At 72.1% G+C, this 18,406-nt stretch carries 14 protein-coding genes; 6 read left to right on the top strand and 8 right to left on the bottom strand.

What is annotated here, in order from left to right:
* The first annotated feature begins 26 nt into the window (after positions 1-26).
* Entirely contained in the window at positions 27-1,208 is a 1,182-nt protein-coding gene (locus AMIS_RS09455; RefSeq protein ID WP_014441999.1) for a glycosyltransferase family 4 protein, read from the top strand.
* Here AMIS_RS09455 and AMIS_RS42380 read toward each other — a convergent pair.
* The 3 genes from AMIS_RS42380 to AMIS_RS09445 are packed head-to-tail and all read right to left on the bottom strand — an operon-like array spanning position 1,193 to position 4,964.
* Positions 1,193-1,357 (bottom strand): hypothetical protein, encoded by a 165-nt coding sequence (locus tag AMIS_RS42380; protein WP_014441998.1) that lies wholly within the window; start codon positions 1,355-1,357, stop codon positions 1,193-1,195. The two genes, AMIS_RS09455 and AMIS_RS42380, sit on opposite strands and share 16 nt — an antisense overlap.
* Complete coding sequence (locus AMIS_RS09450) at positions 1,354-3,099, bottom strand: hypothetical protein (protein WP_014441997.1); 1,746 nt, start codon at positions 3,097-3,099, stop codon at positions 1,354-1,356. The genes AMIS_RS42380 and AMIS_RS09450 overlap by 4 nt, the downstream gene beginning before the upstream one ends.
* Positions 3,099-4,964 carry a hypothetical protein gene (locus tag AMIS_RS09445; protein ID WP_157434784.1) on the bottom strand — a complete coding sequence of 622 codons (1,866 nt, stop codon included), beginning with the start codon at positions 4,962-4,964 and terminating at the stop codon, positions 3,099-3,101. The genes AMIS_RS09450 and AMIS_RS09445 overlap by 1 nt, the downstream gene beginning before the upstream one ends.
* 148 nt (positions 4,965-5,112) lie before the next feature.
* On the opposite strand from AMIS_RS09445, the gene AMIS_RS09440 reads away from it, so the two are divergent.
* From AMIS_RS09440 to AMIS_RS09420, 5 genes are all read left to right on the top strand, one after another.
* Positions 5,113-6,315 carry a nucleotide sugar dehydrogenase gene (locus tag AMIS_RS09440; RefSeq protein WP_041829645.1) on the top strand — a complete coding sequence of 401 codons (1,203 nt, stop codon included), beginning with the start codon at positions 5,113-5,115 and terminating at the stop codon, positions 6,313-6,315.
* Positions 6,312-7,064 carry a glycosyltransferase family 2 protein gene (locus AMIS_RS09435; RefSeq protein ID WP_041829644.1) on the top strand — a complete coding sequence of 251 codons (753 nt, stop codon included), beginning with the start codon at positions 6,312-6,314 and terminating at the stop codon, positions 7,062-7,064. The genes AMIS_RS09440 and AMIS_RS09435 overlap by 4 nt, the downstream gene beginning before the upstream one ends.
* Positions 7,061-8,251 carry a lipopolysaccharide biosynthesis protein gene (locus AMIS_RS09430; RefSeq protein WP_014441993.1) on the top strand — a complete coding sequence of 397 codons (1,191 nt, stop codon included), beginning with the start codon at positions 7,061-7,063 and terminating at the stop codon, positions 8,249-8,251. The genes AMIS_RS09435 and AMIS_RS09430 overlap by 4 nt, the downstream gene beginning before the upstream one ends.
* A gap of 9 nt (positions 8,252-8,260) precedes the next feature.
* A complete protein-coding gene (locus tag AMIS_RS09425) occupies positions 8,261-9,508 on the top strand; it encodes an AI-2E family transporter (protein ID WP_014441992.1) in 1,248 nt (415 codons plus the stop codon).
* A 242-nt stretch (positions 9,509-9,750) separates the two neighbouring features.
* Positions 9,751-10,533, top strand: a complete 783-nt coding sequence (locus AMIS_RS09420; RefSeq protein WP_014441991.1) for a M15 family metallopeptidase — start codon at positions 9,751-9,753, stop codon at positions 10,531-10,533.
* Here AMIS_RS09420 and AMIS_RS40340 read toward each other — a convergent pair whose 3' ends face one another.
* The 5 genes from AMIS_RS40340 to AMIS_RS09395 all read right to left on the bottom strand — a co-directional run bounded on the left by AMIS_RS40340 (position 10,534) and on the right by AMIS_RS09395 (position 18,372).
* Positions 10,534-11,358 (bottom strand): hypothetical protein, encoded by an 825-nt coding sequence (locus tag AMIS_RS40340; RefSeq protein WP_014441990.1) that lies wholly within the window; start codon positions 11,356-11,358, stop codon positions 10,534-10,536.
* Positions 11,359-11,361: 3 nt separating this feature from the next.
* The gene (locus AMIS_RS09410; RefSeq protein ID WP_041829643.1) at positions 11,362-11,844 is read right to left on the bottom strand and encodes a SigE family RNA polymerase sigma factor; all 483 of its coding nucleotides are present in this window, start codon (positions 11,842-11,844) and stop codon (positions 11,362-11,364) included.
* 60 nt (positions 11,845-11,904) lie between these two features.
* The gene (locus AMIS_RS09405; RefSeq protein WP_014441988.1) at positions 11,905-16,947 is read right to left on the bottom strand and encodes a diguanylate cyclase; all 5,043 of its coding nucleotides are present in this window, start codon (positions 16,945-16,947) and stop codon (positions 11,905-11,907) included.
* 64 nt (positions 16,948-17,011) lie between these two features.
* On the bottom strand, positions 17,012-17,758 hold the full coding sequence (locus tag AMIS_RS09400; protein ID WP_014441987.1) for an MBL fold metallo-hydrolase: 747 nt from the start codon (positions 17,756-17,758) through the stop codon (positions 17,012-17,014).
* Complete coding sequence (locus AMIS_RS09395) at positions 17,758-18,372, bottom strand: TetR family transcriptional regulator C-terminal domain-containing protein (RefSeq protein ID WP_014441986.1); 615 nt, start codon at positions 18,370-18,372, stop codon at positions 17,758-17,760. The genes AMIS_RS09400 and AMIS_RS09395 overlap by 1 nt, the downstream gene beginning before the upstream one ends.
* Positions 18,373-18,406 lie beyond the last annotated feature (34 nt).

Here is an 18,406-nt window from a genome sequence, read left to right as displayed (position 1 = left end):
CGCTAGTAAGGGTGGCAGAGTAGACCATGACGCGTGTCTGTGGTGCTCACGTTCTGTTCCTGAACTGGCGGGACACCGGCCATCCCGAGGGCGGTGGGTCGGAGGTCTACCTGGAACGGGTGGCCGCCGAACTCATCGGTAACGGTCACCGCGTCACGATGCTGTGCCAGGCGTACGGAACGGCGCCGGCCGAGGAGACGAACGCCGACGGCGTACGGATCCTGCGGCGCGGCGGGCGGCACACGGTCTACCTTCGTGCCGCTCTCGTGTACCTGCTCGGCGTCCTCGGGTTCGGTCCGCTGGCCCGTCGGCGGCTCGGCCGTCCCGACGTGATCGTCGACGTCTGCAACGGCATGCCGTTCCTCAGCCGGCTCTACGCGCGGCGGCCGGTGATCGCGCTGGTTCACCACGTGCACCGGGAGCAGTGGCCGGTGGTCTTCGGCCCATGGGTGGCCCGGATCGGCTGGTGGATCGAGTCCCGCCTCGCGGTGCGCGTCTACCGGGGCTGCCAGTACGTCACGGTCTCCGAGACGAGCCGCAACGAGCTGGCCGACCTCGGCGTGGACCCGCGCCGGATCGCGATCGTCCACAACGGCACGCCCGAGGTGTCCGGGGTGCCGGTGGCGCGTACCCCGTACCCCAGCCTGGTCGTTCTCGGACGTCTGGTGCCGCACAAGCGGGTGGAGTACGCCCTGCGCGCCACCGCCGTGCTCGCCACCGAAATGCCCGATCTGCAACTTGTGGTGGCCGGGCAGGGCTGGTGGGACGAGCCGCTGCACGCGCTCGCCGAGGATCTCTGCATCACCGAGCGGGTGGAGTTCACCGGGTTCGTGACCGAGGAGCGCAAGCACGCGCTGCTCGGGCGCGCGTGGCTGCTGCTGCAGCCCTCGCTCAAGGAGGGCTGGGGGCTGACCATCGTGGAGGCCGGCGCGCGGGGCACGCCCTCGGTCGCGTTCCGCTCCGCGGGTGGCGTCGCCGACGCGATGTCCGACGGGGAGACCGGGGTGCTGGTGGCGGACGAGTACGAGTTCTTCAAGGTGGTGCGGTCGCTGCTGAAGGACGCCGCCAGGCGGAACGCGATGGGCGCCAACGCCGCGACGTATGCCCAGCGATTCACCTGGGAGAAAGCCGGTCAGGCCTTCTCACAGGTGATCGCCGGGCAGCTCGACGCCGAACATCCGGCGCTGACGGATCAGCGCTGGCCGTAAATGGCCTCGGCCGGGTTGGTGTTGTCCGTCTCGCTGGCGACATGATCGGCGGACGGGCTCACCGCCCCGAGAGTGGCGGCCACGCCGACACCACCGAGGGCACCTCCGGCCAGGGCCGCGATGAGGAACGTGGCCAACTTGACGATCATTCTTCCTCCCCGGACTCATGGTTGGGCGGACCGTACCACGATCTACTACGCATACGCAGTAGTGCAAACGCAGCGAAGATCACCACTGCGAGATAGAGCAGATGCGCAGCCAGAGCGGGTGCTCGGCGCTCGGTGGACGACGCCCTCGGCGCGGGCGGAACGGCCGGATTCTCCCAAAGCTGGAGGTACTGGCCGCTGTAGACGAGACGCAATCCAGCGACGGGAGATCCGCTCGTGCCGGTGCGGACCAGCACCCACCGGACACCCAGCTCGGCGGCCGGGCGGCCGGCCGCGAGCAGCCGCTGGGCCAGCGCCGCGCGCGGGCTCTCACCGTCCACGGTGACCGTGCCGACCCGCAGAGCGTCGTTCATCAGGACCGGGGCGTCCAGGTACCGCGGCGCCGGGTCACGGATCACCACGTTGCGGTTCCAGGACGCCCGCTGATAGCCCTCGAACGGCAGCGACAGCACCTCGCCGGGCGCCGCGTCCACCCGGGCCGCGACCTCGTCGAAGTCCACCGGGTACGGCACCGGCCGCAGCGCGCCCAGACCGCCGAACGCGAGATCCGGCATCGCCACCACCGGCAGCAGCACGGCGCTGACCAGCAACACCCGCCCGGCGCCCGGCTCGAACCGCCGGGACATCCGCTTGGCCAGCCACTCCGCGCCGAGGGCGAACCCCAGAGCCAGCACCAGCGCGTACGGGATGAGGAACTTCTGCCCGTCCCGCAGCAGACCGGCGCCCGGCACGTGGACGACCAGCCAGCGCAGCAGGCCGGCGGCCGGCGTCGCGCCCGCCACGGCCAGCACGAACCCGCCACCGGCCAGGACGAACAGCCGGACCGCGTCGCCGCGCCAGCGCTGCCACAACACTCGTAGTCCGATCGTCGCGCCGGCCAGGAGCACGACCGTGACCAGCGGGGCCAGCACCGAGGTGCGGCTGCCCGGCACGGTCTGCGCGTTCCACACGCCGCCGGTGCCGGCCAGCGCCGTCCAGGTGCCGGCCCAGTTCTCCGCACGGGCGGCGAACTGGGCCACGCCCTCCGGGTCCGAGCTGCCACCGGCGGCGCTGGTCAGGGCGGCCACGATCCAGGGCGCGTTGAGAGCGGCGACGGCAGCCAGCGCGACGGCCGTGGCCGGGGACCGCGGCGGTTTTCCCGGCAGCTCTTCCGGCGGCTTTCCCGGGGCGCGGGGGTGCAGGGGCAGCAGAACCGCGACGGTGACCAGCGCGATCAGGCCGCCGGTCGGGGTCACCGCCGCGGGCGCGGCCGCGAGCACCAGCCGGGGCAGCGCGCCGGGACGGCCCGCGCGCAGGTCCCGCACGGCGAGCACCAGCCAGGGCATCGCCGCGTACGCGAAGAGCAGCGCCCACTGGCCGAGGAGCAGCCGTTCCGCCAGGAAGGGCGTCCACGCGTACCCGAAAGAAGCGACCGCCCGGGTGAGGGCGCGCCCGGACGGCACCAGCCGGGCGGCGCCGAGCGCCGCCAGATAGACCAGCGCCACCAGACAGATCCGTTGCAGCAGCCAGCCCGGCACGGCCAGGTTCGCGAGCGACACCAGGGCGTCCAGCGGCACCGCCCGCGGCAGGGCGTCGGCCGGGGCGATCATCTCCCAGCTCAGCGGCTGCCGTGGCACGAAGACCATGTCGTAGCGCAGCACGTAGCCGGGGAGCGCCAGCGGCGCCAGCACCACGGCGGTGATACCCGCCGCGACCAGGTGCGGCGCCGGGAGCGTTCGACGCACTAGCCGGCCGGCGCCGGGACGATGTCCCCGACCAGGACCTCATCGGTGCAGAGCGAAGCCGTCCGGTCGTGCACCGTCACGTCGACCGAGGCACCGCCGCCGTGCGCGAGCAGGAACACCGCGTTCAGGCCGCGGTGCACGTCGAACGGGACGACCAGGCCGTCACCGATGCGTGCCGTCGCGCTCGTGTCGTTGCGCGCCAGGTAGGCGATGCGCACCACGTGCCAATACTCGTCGACGGACGAGTCCAGCGGGATCCGAACCGTCGACCCGGCGAGGTGGTACCCGCAGCCGGACCGCGGACCCGGCAGCGACCGGCTGCCCCGCACCCAGGCCGGGCGGACGTTGCCCTCCTCGTCGAAGACGCTGAGCTGGCGGGCCTGCGTCACGAAATCAGGGCCGTTCTCCAGGGGCGCGAAGAACTTCGACTGCTTGTTGTACGGCGCCGACAGCCGCCCCACCACGCCGTCCGGAACCGTCTGGTCCATGAAGACCGTGCCGGCCGGCGCCGCCTCCAGCCCGGCCCGCGCGTTCGCCAGGTAGTCCCGGCCCTGCTTGATCGCCCAGGCGTCGCCGAAGCCGGTGCCGCTGATCCCGGCACTGACCAGGAACGCGGCGAGACCGCCGGCGAGCAGCGGGACCGCGAGCCGGCCGGTGAGGACCACTCGCGGCGGGGACACCGGTTTCGCCACCGCGTCGATCTGCCGCAGGCCGCAGAGCGCTGCGCCGACCGCGATCGCCGCGACCACGGCCACGTCGGCGAGATAGCGCGGCACCGCGCCGGCCACGCCGCTGTAGACCGATCCGAGCCGGGTCGCGCCGAGCAGCCCGGCCACGATCGCGGTGTAGGAGAGCAGGAGCAGCCAGGCGCGTACCGCCGCGAAGCCCCGCAGCCACACGGTGAACGCCACGAAGAGCGCCACCACGCCGAGGGCGATCCACCGGGCGAGCACGCTGGGCGCCGTGATCGGAGCGCCGTCACCCGCGCCGAGCCAGGACCACGGCCCGCCCGCCATGCCGGGCAGCAGGGTGTGCCCGAACATCTGCACCACGAAGGTGATCACCTCGTCCACCGAGGCCGGGCGGCGCAGCGACGACGTGGACCGGACCAGGTAGAACGCCAGGAACAGCAGCGAGATGAAGGTCAGCACCGCCCACGACGGCCACCAGCGCCGGATCGTCTGCACGACCGCGCGCACCGGGCCGCCCGGGGCGTAGAGGAAGAGGGCGACGAGGAAGACCAGCGCGACGGTGAGGATCGCCTTCTCGAAGAAGAGCAGCCCCAGCAGCACGGAGAGGGCGAGCGTCACGAGGTGCTTGCGGGCACCGGTGCGCATGTACTTCACCTGCGCGCCCACGGCCAGGATCATCGCCAGCTGCATCGGCAGCATGTTGATCCCGACCGCCCACCACGAGCTGGCCTCCAGCGTCAGCGGACTGAAGAGAAACACCGCCAGGGGAACGAGCAGAGCCCACCCCGGAACCAGCATCAACCGCAGCAGCCGGTAGAACGCGATGCTCACGACGGCCTGCGCGGTGATCAGCAGCGCGAGGTACGGCCCGTAGCTGAACCCGCCGATCGCGTTGGTCAGCCAGGTGACCAGATGACCGGCCGGCATCAGGTGGTTGTTGAAGAGGTCGAACAGGTAGTCCGGCCCGAGCGCCTTCTCCTCGGCCATCGAGATGAGCGGGAAATCGTCGTAGGACAGGTAGCCGCGGCGTGCGATCAGGGCACGCGCGACCACGCTGACGACGATGAGCGCGACGGCGGCAGCCACGACGACGTCGACCTGGACGGTCCGTGTCGGGCGGTCCTCCGGCGACGCCGCAGGGTTCGGAACCGGAGTATCTGGGGCCATGGGCACGACAGCAGGGTGCCACAACGACCGGCGTTATCGACAGGCCGCTTGATCACCTCAATCGGGATTGTTCGCCACCAACCGCAACGGGCCTGGACCCGAATGTTTCTCGCCAGTAACCTGCACGAGCCAACTCCAGGGATTGCGGGGCGTTATGACACATACAGGCGACTCAACCGTCGATGTCTGTGTAGTGGGCGGCTGCGGCCGGGTCGGCCTGCCGCTGGGCATCGCGCTGGCCGCACGAGGTCTGTCCGTCGTCCTCTACGACATCAACCCGGCCGCTGTCGACCGGGTCAACGCGGGTGAGCTGCCGTTCGCCGAGGAGGGCGCGGCCGAGCCGCTGGCCGAGTCGATCGCCGCCGGCCGGCTGCGGGCCAGCACCGACCCGGCGAGCATGGGACTCGCCGACGCGCTGGTCGTGGTCGTCGGCACGCCCGTCGACGAGCACCTCAACCCCGACCTGGGCGCGGTGCCGCGGGCCATCGAGCGCGGCGTCGAGCACCTGCGCGACGGGCAGCTGATCGTCCTGCGCAGCACGGTCTACCCCGGTGTCACGGCGCTGACCGAGAAACTGCTGACCCGCAAGGGACTGACCGTCGATGTGGCGTTCTGTCCGGAACGGATCGCCGAGGGCAAGGCGATGACCGAGCTCTTCGCTCTGCCACAGATCGTCGCCGCCCGTACCCCCGAAGCTCTTGATCGCGCCGAGGCGCTGTTCCGGCACCTCACCACGTCGATCGTGCGGCTCGAGCCCGAAGAGGCCGAACTCGCGAAGCTCTACACCAACACCTGGCGGTACCTGAAGTTCGCGGCCGCCAACCAGTTCTGGATGATGGCGAACGACTTCGGTCTGGACTACGCGCGGATCCGGCACGCGGTCACCGTCGACTACCCGCGCGCCGCCGACCTGCCGATGCCCGGGTTCGCGGCCGGGCCGTGCCTGCTCAAGGACACCATGCAGCTGGCCGCGTTCAACCGGAACAACTTCGTCCTCGGCCACTCCGCCATGCTGATCAGCGAGGGGCTTCCTCTCTACCTGGTGTCCCGTCTCGAGGACCGGTTCCCGCTCGCCGATCTCAAGGTCGGCATCCTCGGCATGGCGTTCAAGGGCGGCAGCGACGACATCCGCGACAGCCTCGCCTACAAGCTGCGCAAACTGCTCACCCTCAAGGCGCAGGAGACGCTCTGCACCGACCCCTACGTGCTGGACGACCGGTTCCTGCCGCTCGACGAGGTGCTGAAGCGGGCCGACCTGCTGGTCATCGCCGCGCCGCACGCCGATTACGCCGACCTCGACGTCGACAAGCCCGTGATCGACATCTGGGGCCTGACCGGACAGGGGGTTCTGGTGTGAAACCGCGGGTGTCGGTCGTCATCCCGGTCTACAACGAGGGTGAAGGCGTGGTGTCGCACCTCGAACGCATCCTGCGTGACGTGCTGCTCCCCGCCGAGATCCTGGTCGTGCACGACATGCCGGAGGACACCACGGTGCCGTACGCGCAGGAGCTGGCGCGCCGCGACCCCCGGGTGCGGACCGTGCTCAACACGTACGGGCGCGGGCCGGCCAACGCGATCCGGTTCGGCATCGACTCCGCCGCCGCGCCGGTCGCCGTGGTGACCATGGCCGACGGCTGCGACGACCCGCGGCAGATCGACGAACTGGCCCGGCTCGTCGAGCGGGGAGTCGTCGTCGCGGCGGCCTCCCGGTACATGCCCGGCGGGCAGCAGGTCGGCGGTCCGCGGTTCAAGCGGCTGGCGTCGCGGTGGGCCGGGCGCACCCTCTACACCTTCGCGCGGGTCGGCACCCGGGACGCCACGAACAGCTTCAAGGCGTACGACACCGAGTTCGTCCGCGAAGTCGGCATCGAATCGCGCACCGGCTTCGAGATCGGGATCGAGCTCAGCGCCAAGGCCACCCGGCTCGGCCGGATGGTCGCCGAGATCCCCACCATCTGGCTCGACCGCCAGCTCGGTGAGTCGCATTTCGACCTCGGCCGGTTCATGCCCAGCTACCTGCGCTGGTACTTCTTCGCCTTCGGCCGCCGGATGACACTCGAGCAGCTCGCCGCCCGCCGCCCGGCCGCCGACTCAGTAACGGTATGACAACCCGGGTCGCGACCGGCCGGCAGATCGGGGTCTCCGGCGTAGCGGTCGCGGTGGCCGGCGCGCTGACCAGCGCACTCGGATACCTCGTACCGGTGATCGGCGCTCGTGGCCTGGACGCCGCCGACCTCGGCGCGCTCGCCACCGTGCTCGCGATCGCCGCGATCGTGAGCGTTCCCGGCACCGGGCTGCAGATCGCCGTCGCCGTGCACCGGGCCCGCCACCCCGGCGCGGTCGCCGGACCCGCGGGCTGGCTCACCGCAGCGGTCTGCGCCGGCGTGGTCGCCCTGATCACGCCGATCGCCGCTCCCCTGCTCGACCTGCCGCCGACGCTCGTCCTGCTGCTCGCCGTGCAGACCTTCACGGTCGTCGCGGCCGGCCGGTGGCTCGGCGAACTACAGGGCGCCGGGCGGTTCCTGCGGCTCGCCGCCGGCATGGTGGTCCTCGCCGCCGGACGGTACGGGGGACTGATCGCCGGCCTGCTCCTCGGCGCCGGCCTGGTCACGTCGATGATGATCGGGGCGGCGGTCTCGCTGCTCATCCCCGTGGTGCTGGCGCTGCTCACCCCGCCGGGCTCGGCGCAGGCCGCCGGTCTGAGCCGGAAGATCATCACTGCCTGCTCGGCGACGCTCGCCATGCTGATCGTGTCGTACGCCGACCTGATCCTCGCCCGGCACGTGCTGCCCGCCGCGGCGTCCGGCGCGTACGCGGTCGGCACCGTACTCACCAAAGGCGCGCTCTGGGCCCCGCAGGTGGTCACCGTGCTGGCCCTCCCCCGGCTCGCCCAGGGCAGCCGGCGCGCCCTCACGATCGCCGTCACGCTCGTCGCCGGTTGCGGCGCCGTGCTGATCCTCGCCTCGGCGGTCGCCGGTGAGCTCGCGTTCCGCCTGGCCGGTGGCCCCGACTACACCCATCTCGCCGAGTACGCGCCCGTCTTCGCCGCCACCGGCGCCTGTTACGCGCTGGTGTTCGTGCTGGTCAACGCGCAGGTCGCGGCCGGCGCCCGGTGGCCCTCGGCGGCACTGTGGGCGGCCACCGCCGTCCTCGTGGTGACCGCCGAATGGCTCGTGCCGCACACCCTCGCGGCGATCATGTGGTGCGCGCTCGGCGCCGCCGTCCTCGCCCTGGCCGGAACAGCTGCCGCCACAGTGCACCGTCAGCGCGCATTGGCCGCCGCGGTTCCCTAGGGTGATCACATGGGCCCCACTCTGAGCGCCAGGAAGTCACGCCACGCGCTGCGCACGTCGGCCTTCATCTCGCTGCAGCTGCTCGTCGTGCTGCTGATGGCGTGGGTCGTGCTGCGGCTGCTCGGCGACGCGTGGTCGATCATCTGGCCGCTCGTCGTCGCACTCCTACTGACCACACTCACCTGGCCGCCGGTACGGTTCCTGCGCCGGCACAGGTGGCCACCGGCGCTCGCCGCCTCACTCGTCACCATCCTCTTCCTGCTGATCGCCGCGGGCACGCTCGTCGGCATCATCGTCCCGGTCGCCTCCGAGTCCGGCACCCTCGCCACCGGGGTGGCCGACGGCATCCAGACCGTCCGCGACTGGGCGGCCGGACCGCCGCTGAACATCGGCGACGACCAGGTCAACTCCGCGCTCGACACCGCCATCGACCGGCTGCAGAACAGCATCGGCGACATCGCCACGGCCACCCTCACCGGCGTCAACACCGTCGTGGACGGGGTGGTCACCACCGTACTGGCGCTGTTCCTGATGTTCTTCTTCCTCAAGGACGGACCGCGATTCCTGCCCTGGCTCTCCCGCCAGCTGCCGGGCCGCCTCGCCACCGACGTCCCGGCGATCGCCGAGCGCAGCTGGACCACGCTCGGCTCGTTCGTCCGCTCCCAGGCGTTCGTCGGCCTGCTCGACGCCGTGTTCATCGGCATCGGCCTCTGGATCGTCGGCGTCCCGCTGGTCCTGCCCCTCGCGGTGCTCACGTTCGTGTCGGCGTTCGTGCCGATCGTCGGCGCGCTGTTCGCCGGGTTCGTGGCCGTCCTGATCGCGCTGGTCTCCAACGGGTGGACGGACGCGCTGATCGTGCTCGCCATCATCATCGCGGTGCAGCAGCTCGAGGGAAACGTCTTCCAGCCGATGATCCAGAGCCGGGGGCTGGGCCTGCATGCCGGGGTGGTGCTGCTGGCGGTGACGCTGGGCAGCAGCCTGTACGGGATCGTGGGGGCGCTGCTGGCCGTGCCGGTGGCGGCCATCGTGGCGGTGATCTGGTCTTACATGCGGGAGCAGTTGAGCGATCCGTCGATCGCGCCTCCCGGCGACGGCGATCCGGGTCCTGCACCGGACCGCGTGTCGAGCCCGGGCCCGGCCGCTCCGGCCGCTTCGGCCGCTCCAGCCGCTCCGGCCGCTCCAGCCGCTCCGGCCGCTCCAGCCGCTCCGGCCGCTCCAGCCGCGGATCCGGCCGGTCCGGCCGCGGACCCGGCCTGAGGTCACGCGAGCGTTGCTCGAATGAGCGACGGGCTGGCTCTCAGTGTCGTCGACCGGCGTCGTCGGCAGCACTGAGAGCCAGCTCAGCTCACCCGGCTGGTCACCAGTGCTGCCCGGCGCCCGTTTTGGGAACACTGAGCGCCAGCCGGCATCTTCCCTTCCAAGGTCTGCCACCTGTGACGCGGGTCACTTAATGCCCATAACGCCCCGGCTGCCCCACTCTTTCGTAAGCCTGGACGTTTGTGTGGAAAATTGTCTCCGTCGCGCTGCTTGTCCTGTTTCCCGCGGTTCCCTCGCCGGCTGCCGCTGAGCCCGCCGCTCACATCGTCCAGCCCGGCGACACACTGTGGGGCGTCGCGGAGAAGTACGGCGCTCGCGTCTCCGACCTGCGCGCCTGGAACGCTCTCGGCTCCTATGACACGCTGCGGGCCGACGGCATGCTCCGGCTGGACACGCCCCGGGCGCCGCTCCCGGAATTCCGGACCCGCGCCGAGACGGTCACCGAGAAAGAGGCCAACGGGAGCGTCGGCCGGAAGTGCCCGGTGCCGCCGGCCGAGCTCCGGCGGATCTGGGTGCGCTACATCGACTTCCAGGGCCGGGTCCACAACGGCAGCCTGATCATGCACGAGACCCTGGTGGCCGCGACCCAGCGGGCGTTCGCGCAGCTCTACCGCTGGCGGTTCCCGATCATGGTGATGCAGCCGGCCTCGGTGAACACGCCCGGCCTGACCGACAGATCAGTGCTGACCAGTGGCTACGAGTGCCGGTTCGTCGCGGGCACGACCAAGTGGTCTCAGCACTCCTACGGCCGGGCCGTCGACGTGAACCCCCGCCAGAACCCGATGATCCGAGGCGACTACCTGGACCCGCCGAACACGGAGAGGTGGCTGGCGCGCGAGAACTACTGGCCCGGCATGGTCCACGAGAACGGCGCCGTCGAGGCCTTCACCGCGAACGGGTTCGCCTGGGGCGGACGGTGGAAGTCGCTCAAGGACTACATGCACTTCAGCACCACGAACCTGTGATCAGAAGAGGTACAGCTCGGGCGAGAGGGCCAACCCGACGGCCTGGTCCTCAGAAAGGACGGGCTCGGGGCGAGTAGCGACGGGCGCGCCGCCGTCCACTGCCTGGCGATCGGTGTTCGAGGCCTGCACGTAGATCTCGCTCCAGCCCCGGTAGACCCGGACGACGATGTCCCGCGGCGCGTCGGCGGGAGTGCCGTCGGCCTCGGTGCCGACCAGGACGGTCTCGCCGTGCGGTCCGCTCCGGACGGTGCACCGCGACACGGTTTCGCGCCGGCACTCGTCCTCCGCGGTGGCTGCCGCCGACGGATCGGCGACCCCGACGGTGACCGTCAGATCGCCGGTACCCTCCCGGTCCCGGATCAGGGCGAGCGCGTCCACCCGGTTGCCCCACGGCGGTTCGCCGCCGTGGCTGAAACCGACAAGCGGGCCGACCGGCACGCCCGGCACCGGGGCGTAGCGCGCGTCCGGGAGCAGGCGCGGCAGTGCTTCGCCGAGATGGCAGGTCAGCGAGGTGGCCGCCCATTCCACCAGCTCCGGGGAGAGTGGCCGGTCCGCCGCGATCGCCCCGGACGGGCGTGCCCCGGGGCGGCCCAGGCAGGCGCCGGCGGCGGCGAACTCGGGATCGGTGGAGCCGCCGCCGGAGACGACGGCCACGCCCGCCCCGGCCAGGGCCGCCACCAGCGCGGCCCCGGCGACGCCGGCCAGCCGGCGGTTGCGGCGTGACCGGCGGCCGGCGTTCAGGACCGTTCCGGCGGTGAGGCCCATCGCGGGCTCGTCCTCGGTCACGTACGTCTTCAGTGCTTCTCGCACGTCCGCTTCCTGCATCGCCTACTCCTTGACAAGCGCGGCGTCGCGCATGGATTGGATGGCCCGGGCGGTCTGGCTCTTCACCGTGCCCTCGGAGATGCCGAGCAGGGTGGCCACCTCGGCGACCGGCAGATCCTCGAGATAGCGCAGCACCACCGCGGCCCGTTGCCGCGGGGCGAGAGCGGCCAGCGCGCGGCGCACGACAAGCCCGTCGGCGGGGTCGGCGCCGCCCGCTGCCCGCTCCGGCGGGTCGGCCGTCAGCGACTCGCGCCGCCGGGCACGCCGGTGCGACAGGAACGCGTTGACGAGCGCCTGCCGGGCGTAGGCGTCCACTGTCTCGTCACGGATGGCGGGCCAGCGCCGGTACAGCCGTACGAAGGTCTGCTGCACCAGATCCTCGGCGGTGTGCCAGTCACCGCTCAGCGAGTAGGCCAGCCGGCGTAACGGTTGTGCTCGTGCGCGGAAATAGTCGACGAACTGGTCTTCCCAGTCGGCTGCGCCCACCACGCCCCCTTTTCAACGGCTCACCCCATCTACTCCGCGGAGGGCCGGAAGGTTGCATGTCTAGGCCGTGATGACGCGGTTGCGGCCGGCCTCCTTGGCTCGGTACAGGGCGTGGTCGGCCCGGGCCAGCAGCTCGTCCAGGCTCGCATCGCCGGGTTCCAGGCGCGCCAGCCCCACGCTTATCGTCACCCGGACCGGGCCGGCCTGGGTCGGCACCGGGGCTGCCGAGACCGCCTCCCGGACCCGCTCGGCCAGCGCCTCGGCCTGACCGTCGTGATCGGGGAGGACCATGGCGAACTCCTCGCCGCCGTAACGGCCCAGCACGTCGGACGAGCGCAACTTCTCCCTGACCCGGGCGGCCACCGTGCGGATCACCTCGTCACCCACGCCATGACCGTACGTATCGTTGATGTTCTTGAATTTGTCTATGTCGAGCATCGCGGCGGCCAGCTGGCGCTCGTGGCGCACCGCGGTGTTCACCAGGGCGCCGGCGATGGCGTAGAAGTGGCGGCGGTTGTGCTGGCCGGTGAGTTCGTCGGTGGTGGCCAGCTCCTGCACGCGGCTGAAGAGGCGGGCGTTCTCGTAGGCGGTCATCCCCTGTGTGGCGAGGGCCGCGGCGACCTGGCGGCTGGTGTCGTCCAGGCCCGCGCCACCGAGCAGGATCATCCCGGCCGGGGCGTCACGGCCACGCAGCGGTACGGCAAGGACCGGCAGATCCCCCATCATCGACGAATCACCTATGAAAGAGATGTCCGAGGCGTCCACGGAGACCGAGGAACCCACGAGGTCCGGTGACACTCCTTCCACCGCCAGCACGTCACCAGCCGGGCCGATCAGCACCGCCGCGTCCGCCCCCAGCTGGGAGTACAGCGTCACGCACAACTGCCGCAGCACCCGGTCCGGTTCCAGGATCGCGGTCAGCTCGGCCAGGCTGGCCCGCAGCATCTCCGCCATCGCCTGCTGCTCCCGCGCCGCCTGCACCGCCGAGTGCAGCTGCGCCGCCCGGGCCGTCTCCAGCGACACCGCGACATGGCTGCTCACCGCGGTCAGCACCGCCACGTCGTCGTCGGTGAAGATGCCCCGCGCCAGCCGGCTGTCCAGGTAGACCACGGCGATCAACCGGCCCTTGAACTGCACCGGCGCGACCAGGATGCTCCGCAGGCCGTGCACGACGGCGCTGCGCGAGCCGAGCGCCGCGCCCTCGTCGGTGCCGGTGACCACGAGCGGCTCACCGGACTCCGCGACCCGCCGGACAAGCGTCGCGCCGTAGGCGATGTCCTCGTCGAGATCACCCGAGGCGTCCCGCCCGGCATACCGGACCGGCTCGCCGGAATCCACCAGGAAGAACAGCGCTCGCTCCGCGCCCAGGATCCGCAGCATCTCGTCGAGCGCGACCTGGGCGAGCTGCTGCGGGTCGAGGATCGTCGCCGCCGCCGAGCCGATCTGCTGGAGCGCGTCGAGGTGCCGGTTGCGGCCGCTCGGGCGGCGGTCCGCGACGGTACGGCGGTGCGTGCCGGCGCCCTCGTCCACACCGAATTCGGTACGCGTCTGCCGGCGCCGCTGCTCCCACCCGTGCTGGGCGGCCACCGCGAGGGCGTACCGCGCCTGGCGCTCGGCCTCGTTCGCCATGCCGAGGGCCCGCATGGCGCGGGCCCGGATCCGGAACACCTCGTACTGGATGAACGGCGCGTCCAGCCCGCGCAGCCGCTGCTCGGCCTCGTCGGCAACCTTCAGGCAGCGCTGATGGTCGCCGGACGCGTAGAACAGCGAGGCGCGGGTGCTGAGGTGGACCGCGCGCAGCAGCGGCGTCCCCCCGACCTCGCCCAGCTCCGCGACGGCCGCTCGGGCCGCCCGCAGCCGCTCGGATCGGTCGGTGTCCGACGCGTACCGCAGCTGGATCAGCCGGGCTTGCGCCTGATAGACGTAGACCCACCGGTGCTGCGGCATCAGGTCCGAGGCGCGCAGCCGCAGCGCATGGAACTCGGCGAGCACCTCTTCCAGCTGGACGCCGACCTCACCCTGTTCGAGCAGGAAACAGCAGGCCGCAGTGAGCATGTTGGCGCGCTGCACCGGGGTTCCGGTGCCGTCCGGGAACGCCTCGCGGAGCCGTTTCAGCGCCGCGCCGGCCTCACCGAACCGGCTCTGACCGGACGGGATCATCACGCTGAGCATGCCGAGCGACGTGCCGAGCGCCTGGTCGGAGTCGCCGAGGTGGCGCAGGGCACGGTCGTACTCCCGCTCGGCCTCGTCGACGTAGCCGCGCAGCAGCAGCCGCAGGCCCACGGTGGCGTACCCGGGAATGGTCTGTGCCGGCGAGTACCAGCGGGAGTACCGGGCGATCACCCTCTCCCAGGCGGTGCCGTCGTCGTAGCCGCCGAAGAGCAGCGCGCAGCCGCGCAGCCACTCGACGTAGGCGGTGAGCGCCGGATCGCCCAGTTCGGCGGCGACCCGGCCGGCCCGGCGCAGGCAGCGCTCGCTGGTGCCGCGCAGGTGCACGACCGCTGTCACGTAACCGATCAGCGAGTACACGCGGACGTACTCCGGGCTGGGACCGAGACGGTTCACGGCGTACACCGCCCGGAGAGCGAGCGTGCCCGCCTCGCGCAACCTGAGGCCGATGGCTGCGGCATAGCCGCCGGCGTCCAGGACGGCGGTGAGCGCGGCGAGCGATTCCCGCCGGCGGCCCCGTGCGGTGCCGAAACCGATGTGGGTACGGCGGACGAACCCCCCGCCGAACGCGACGCACAACGCCGCGACGAGCGCGAGCAGTCCCGCGCCCGGCAGCGGCCGGCGCAGCTCACCCAGTGCGGCGCGGGTCGCGTCGAGCGCCCGGGCGTCGTCCCAGAGCGTGTGATGCAGCTCGATGCGGGTGGTGAGCAGCCGGGCCCGCCGCAGCCGGTCCGGTTCGGCGGCGAGCGCCCGGTCCAGCGTCGCGGCGGCTTCGCCGTAGCGACCGGCCCGCAGATAGGCCTGAGCGAGCGGGTGCAGCAGCTCGAAGCCGGCCGCCGGGTCACCGGCGACCGCCTCGGCGAGGTAGTCGACGGCCTCGGCCGGCGCCTGGTCGGTCAAAGCCCGCAACCCGGCCGCGGCCACGCTGCGCAGCCGGTCGGCGGCCGGGGCCGCGTCACCGGCGCCGCGGTAGTGCCGGGCCACCACGTACGCGTGTCCCTCGTCCCGCAGGCCCTCCGGCAGCCGTTCCAGCGCCCGGGCCATCGCGGCGTGCCGTTTGCGCAGCTCAGCGGCGTCGATCCGGCCGATGAGCAGGTCCCGCAGCTGCGGGTGGACGAAGGCGTAGCGCCCGCCGGGACGCGGCTCCAGCACGTGCCGGTCCACGCCGGCGGCCAGCGCGGCCACCACCCGGTCCGGCTCGCCCAGGTCGATCAGCGGCTCCGGCCGGAACCGGACTCCGGCGACGGCGGCCATGGTCAGGCAGTCGAGCACCTCGGCGGGCTGCCGGGCGAGCCGGGCCGCGAGCAGGTCACGCACGTCGGCGACGGGCGGCAGCGCGTCCGCGCCGACCATGTCCAGCCGCCACTCGCCCCAGAACGGGCTGACCAGGCCCACGTCGACCAGCCGGAGCAGGTAGCTGACCACGGCGAGCGGTGTCCCGTCGGTGCGGGCCACGACGTGCTGAGCCAGCTCGTCGGGGACCCGGGCGCCGGGCAGCCGAGAGGCGATCAGCGACGCCACGTCGGCCGGGCCGAGCGGCGCGCATGTCACCTCGAACGAGCCGGCCGGGATCGGGACGGCGGTCGTGAGCAGCAGCAGGACGGGGAGGGACGGCAGCTCCTCGACCAGCTTGACGAGCAGCTGCCGGGTGCCGGAGTCGATGTCGTCGGCGTCGTCGATGGCGATCAGCAGGCCGCCGGAGCGGGTGGCGAGCTCCCCGACGAACGCCACGGCGGCGGCCAGCACGTGCTCGCCCTCGCCCTCGTCGGTCTCGCCGAGGAACTGCCCGAGCAGCGCGGGACCGGCGGCCGCGTACGCCTCGTCGATCAGCTGTTCCGCCTCCGGCATCCGGCGGGCCGTCTCCAGCCAGCCGCCGATGGCCTCGCGGGCGACCGCGAGCGGGGTGGCCTCGCCGGGGCGGCCGGTGGCGCGCAGCACCGGGACACCGTCGGTGGTGGCCCAGCCGGCGACCTCGGCGATCAATCGGGTACGCCCGGAGCCCGCCCCGCCACGGATCACCGCGACCCCGCCCTGCCCCTGCCGGGCCAGCTCCCACCGGCGGCGCAGACGGTCCGCCTCGGCGTCCCGGCCGACCAGCGGCCACCCGCTGACGGCCGGCTGCTCGGCCGCCGCGCCGCCCGGGCATCCGCGCAGGTCGGCGAGGAGCGCGGCGGCGTCCGGATAGCGGTCGTCCGGGTCCTTCGCGAGCAGCCGTCCGATGACCGCGACCAGGGCCGGGTCGGCGCCGGCCCGCAGCGCCGTCAGGTCCGGCACCGGGGCGGTCAGGTGCAGCCGGAGCAGCTCACCGACGTCGTCGGCCTCGAACGGGAGCCGGCCGGAGAGGCATTCGAAGAGCACCACGCCGAGCGAGTACAGGTCGGAACGGCCGTCGACCGGGCGCTTCAGCATCCCGGACTGCTCGGGTGACGCGTACAGGAAGGTGCCGGCCGCCTCGTCGTCGCGGGCCTGGCGGCCGAGCTGCGCCAGACCGAAGTCGATCAGCTTGGGCGGGCGGTCGCCGGAGACCATGATGTTGCCCGGCTTGATGTCGCGGTGCACCAGGCCGAGCCGGTGCGCGGCGGCCAGGCCACGGGCCAGGTGCGCGGCGATCCCGACAACCCGCTCCTGGCTGAGCACGCCCCCGGCGATCAGGTCGGCGAGGGTGCCGCCGGGAATCTCCTCGAGCACCAGCGCGGGCATGCCGTCGAGGTCGCCGGTCGCGTGCACGCGCACCACGGCGGCGTCGTCGATGCAGGCCAGCAGGGCCGCTTCGCGGTTGAAGTCGGCGCGGATCGCGGGGTAGGCGTCAGGGGTGGCGAGAGGACGTTTGACCGCGTACCACCGGTCGCCCCGCCGGGCCCGGTGCACCATCGTGAACGCGCCCCGGCCCAGTTCCTCCCCGACGACCAGGTCGGTCAGGCCTATCTCCGTCACCTATACACTCACTCCGCATCCGCCGGGTCGCTCTGCTGATCGGCCGGAGACAGGCAGACCTGAATCACAGCGTCGCGGCAAGCTGCTGCAACGCCTCTTTCGCCCCGGTGGTCAGCGGCTCGCCGTGACCCGGCAGGATCGCCTTCACGTCGAGCGTCGCCAGCTTCTTCACCGAGGCCGCGGCCGCCACCATGTCGGTGGTGTACTGCGGGTTCGCCCCGGTCAACTGTCCCATGTTGTTCAGCGCGTCACCGGTCACCAGCACACCCGTCGCCGGCTCGAAGATCGAGATGTGGCCGGGGGTGTGCCCCGGCGTGGCGACGATCCGCAGGCCGAAGATCTCGTCGCCGTCCTTGAGGCCCTTCAGCGGCTTGCTCGCGGTGATCGCCTCGACCTCGCCGTCACCGGTGTAGATGGTGCCGCTGATCGCCGGGGCGACGCCAGCCAGGCCACCGGCGTGGTCCTGGTGCCGATGCGTGACGATCACGTGTTTCACCGCGTCCCAGCCGGAGCCGGCGGCTTTCAGACCGGCCTCGATGTCGGCCGGCGAGCTGGACGTGCCGGTGTCCACGATCGCGACCTCGCTGCCGCGGACCAGCAGATAGACGGAGACGAACGAGAGGTTGACCCGCTGCCAGTCACCGGTCACGACGTTTCCGGCACCGGCCGATGGCGTGGCCGAGGCGGCGCGGGACGGGGACGGGGACGCGGGGTCGGACGAACACCCGGTCACCGTGTTGAGGACCGCCACCCCGAACACACCGGAGCTGCCCGTGAGAACGAACCTTCGGCTGAGCCTGAAGTCACCCATCACCCCTCAATACCCGCTCCGGGGACGCAGCGCCATGGCAGCAGACAGAACTCGACCATCTTGAGTTGATGCGACGGCTCGGCGAGCTCGGAGTCGGTCACCGCGTGGACCTGCTGCGCGACCGCGATCGTCAGCACCACGTTGATCACCTCGTCGACCGGGGTCTCCGGGACCATCGTCCGATCCTCGATCGCCTCCTCCAGGTGCCGCCGCAGCATCGCCCGCCACTCGTCGACCACGTCGGCCTGCGTCTCGCCGATCCGCTTGTTCGCGGCGAGCCGACCCCAGAAGCCGACCACGACGTACGCCTCGTCGACGGTCCGCTTCTCCAGCGGCAGGATCTCCCGCAGCATCGCCAGGAACGCGTCGAGCCCGCGCAGCGACGCGGTGGCCGCCACGATCCGTTCCGTGGTGAGGTCGCTTATCCGCTGGTAGGCCCCGGCGGCCACGGCGTCGAACCCGTCGAAGTAGTGCCAGAGCGCGCCGGTGCCGACGTGCAGCTCGGCCGCGACGGCCCGGCTCGTCGCCGCGGGCAGCCCGTCGCGGGCGACCACCGTCAGGTACGCCTCGACGATCTCAGAGCGCCGCTTGTCGTGATCAACGATTTTGGGCACTTTCCACCTCCGTTGCGCCGATCGCGCCCCCGTG

This window comes from Actinoplanes missouriensis 431, assembly GCF_000284295.1.
GTDB classification, from domain to species: domain Bacteria; phylum Actinomycetota; class Actinomycetes; order Mycobacteriales; family Micromonosporaceae; genus Actinoplanes; species Actinoplanes missouriensis.
Note: the sequence above shows the minus strand (reverse complement) of the source record. Positions and strands in the feature narration are given on the sequence as shown.

What these genes read in the sequence shown, in the direction of transcription:
- AMIS_RS09455 (WP_014441999.1), top strand. Translation starts at nt 27, where the DNA reads ATGACGCGTGTCTGTGGTGCTCACGTTCTGTTCCTGAACTGGCGGGAC.
- AMIS_RS09440 (WP_041829645.1), top strand. Translation starts at nt 5,113, where the DNA reads ATGACACATACAGGCGACTCAACCGTCGATGTCTGTGTAGTGGGCGGC.
- AMIS_RS40340 (WP_014441990.1), bottom strand. Translation starts at nt 11,358, where the DNA reads ATGCAGGAAGCGGACGTGCGAGAAGCACTGAAGACGTACGTGACCGAG.
- AMIS_RS09425 (WP_014441992.1), top strand. Translation starts at nt 8,261, where the DNA reads ATGGGCCCCACTCTGAGCGCCAGGAAGTCACGCCACGCGCTGCGCACG.
- AMIS_RS09430 (WP_014441993.1), top strand. Translation starts at nt 7,061, where the DNA reads ATGACAACCCGGGTCGCGACCGGCCGGCAGATCGGGGTCTCCGGCGTA.
- AMIS_RS09400 (WP_014441987.1), bottom strand. Translation starts at nt 17,758, where the DNA reads ATGGGTGACTTCAGGCTCAGCCGAAGGTTCGTTCTCACGGGCAGCTCC.
- AMIS_RS42380 (WP_014441998.1), bottom strand. Translation starts at nt 1,357, where the DNA reads ATGATCGTCAAGTTGGCCACGTTCCTCATCGCGGCCCTGGCCGGAGGT.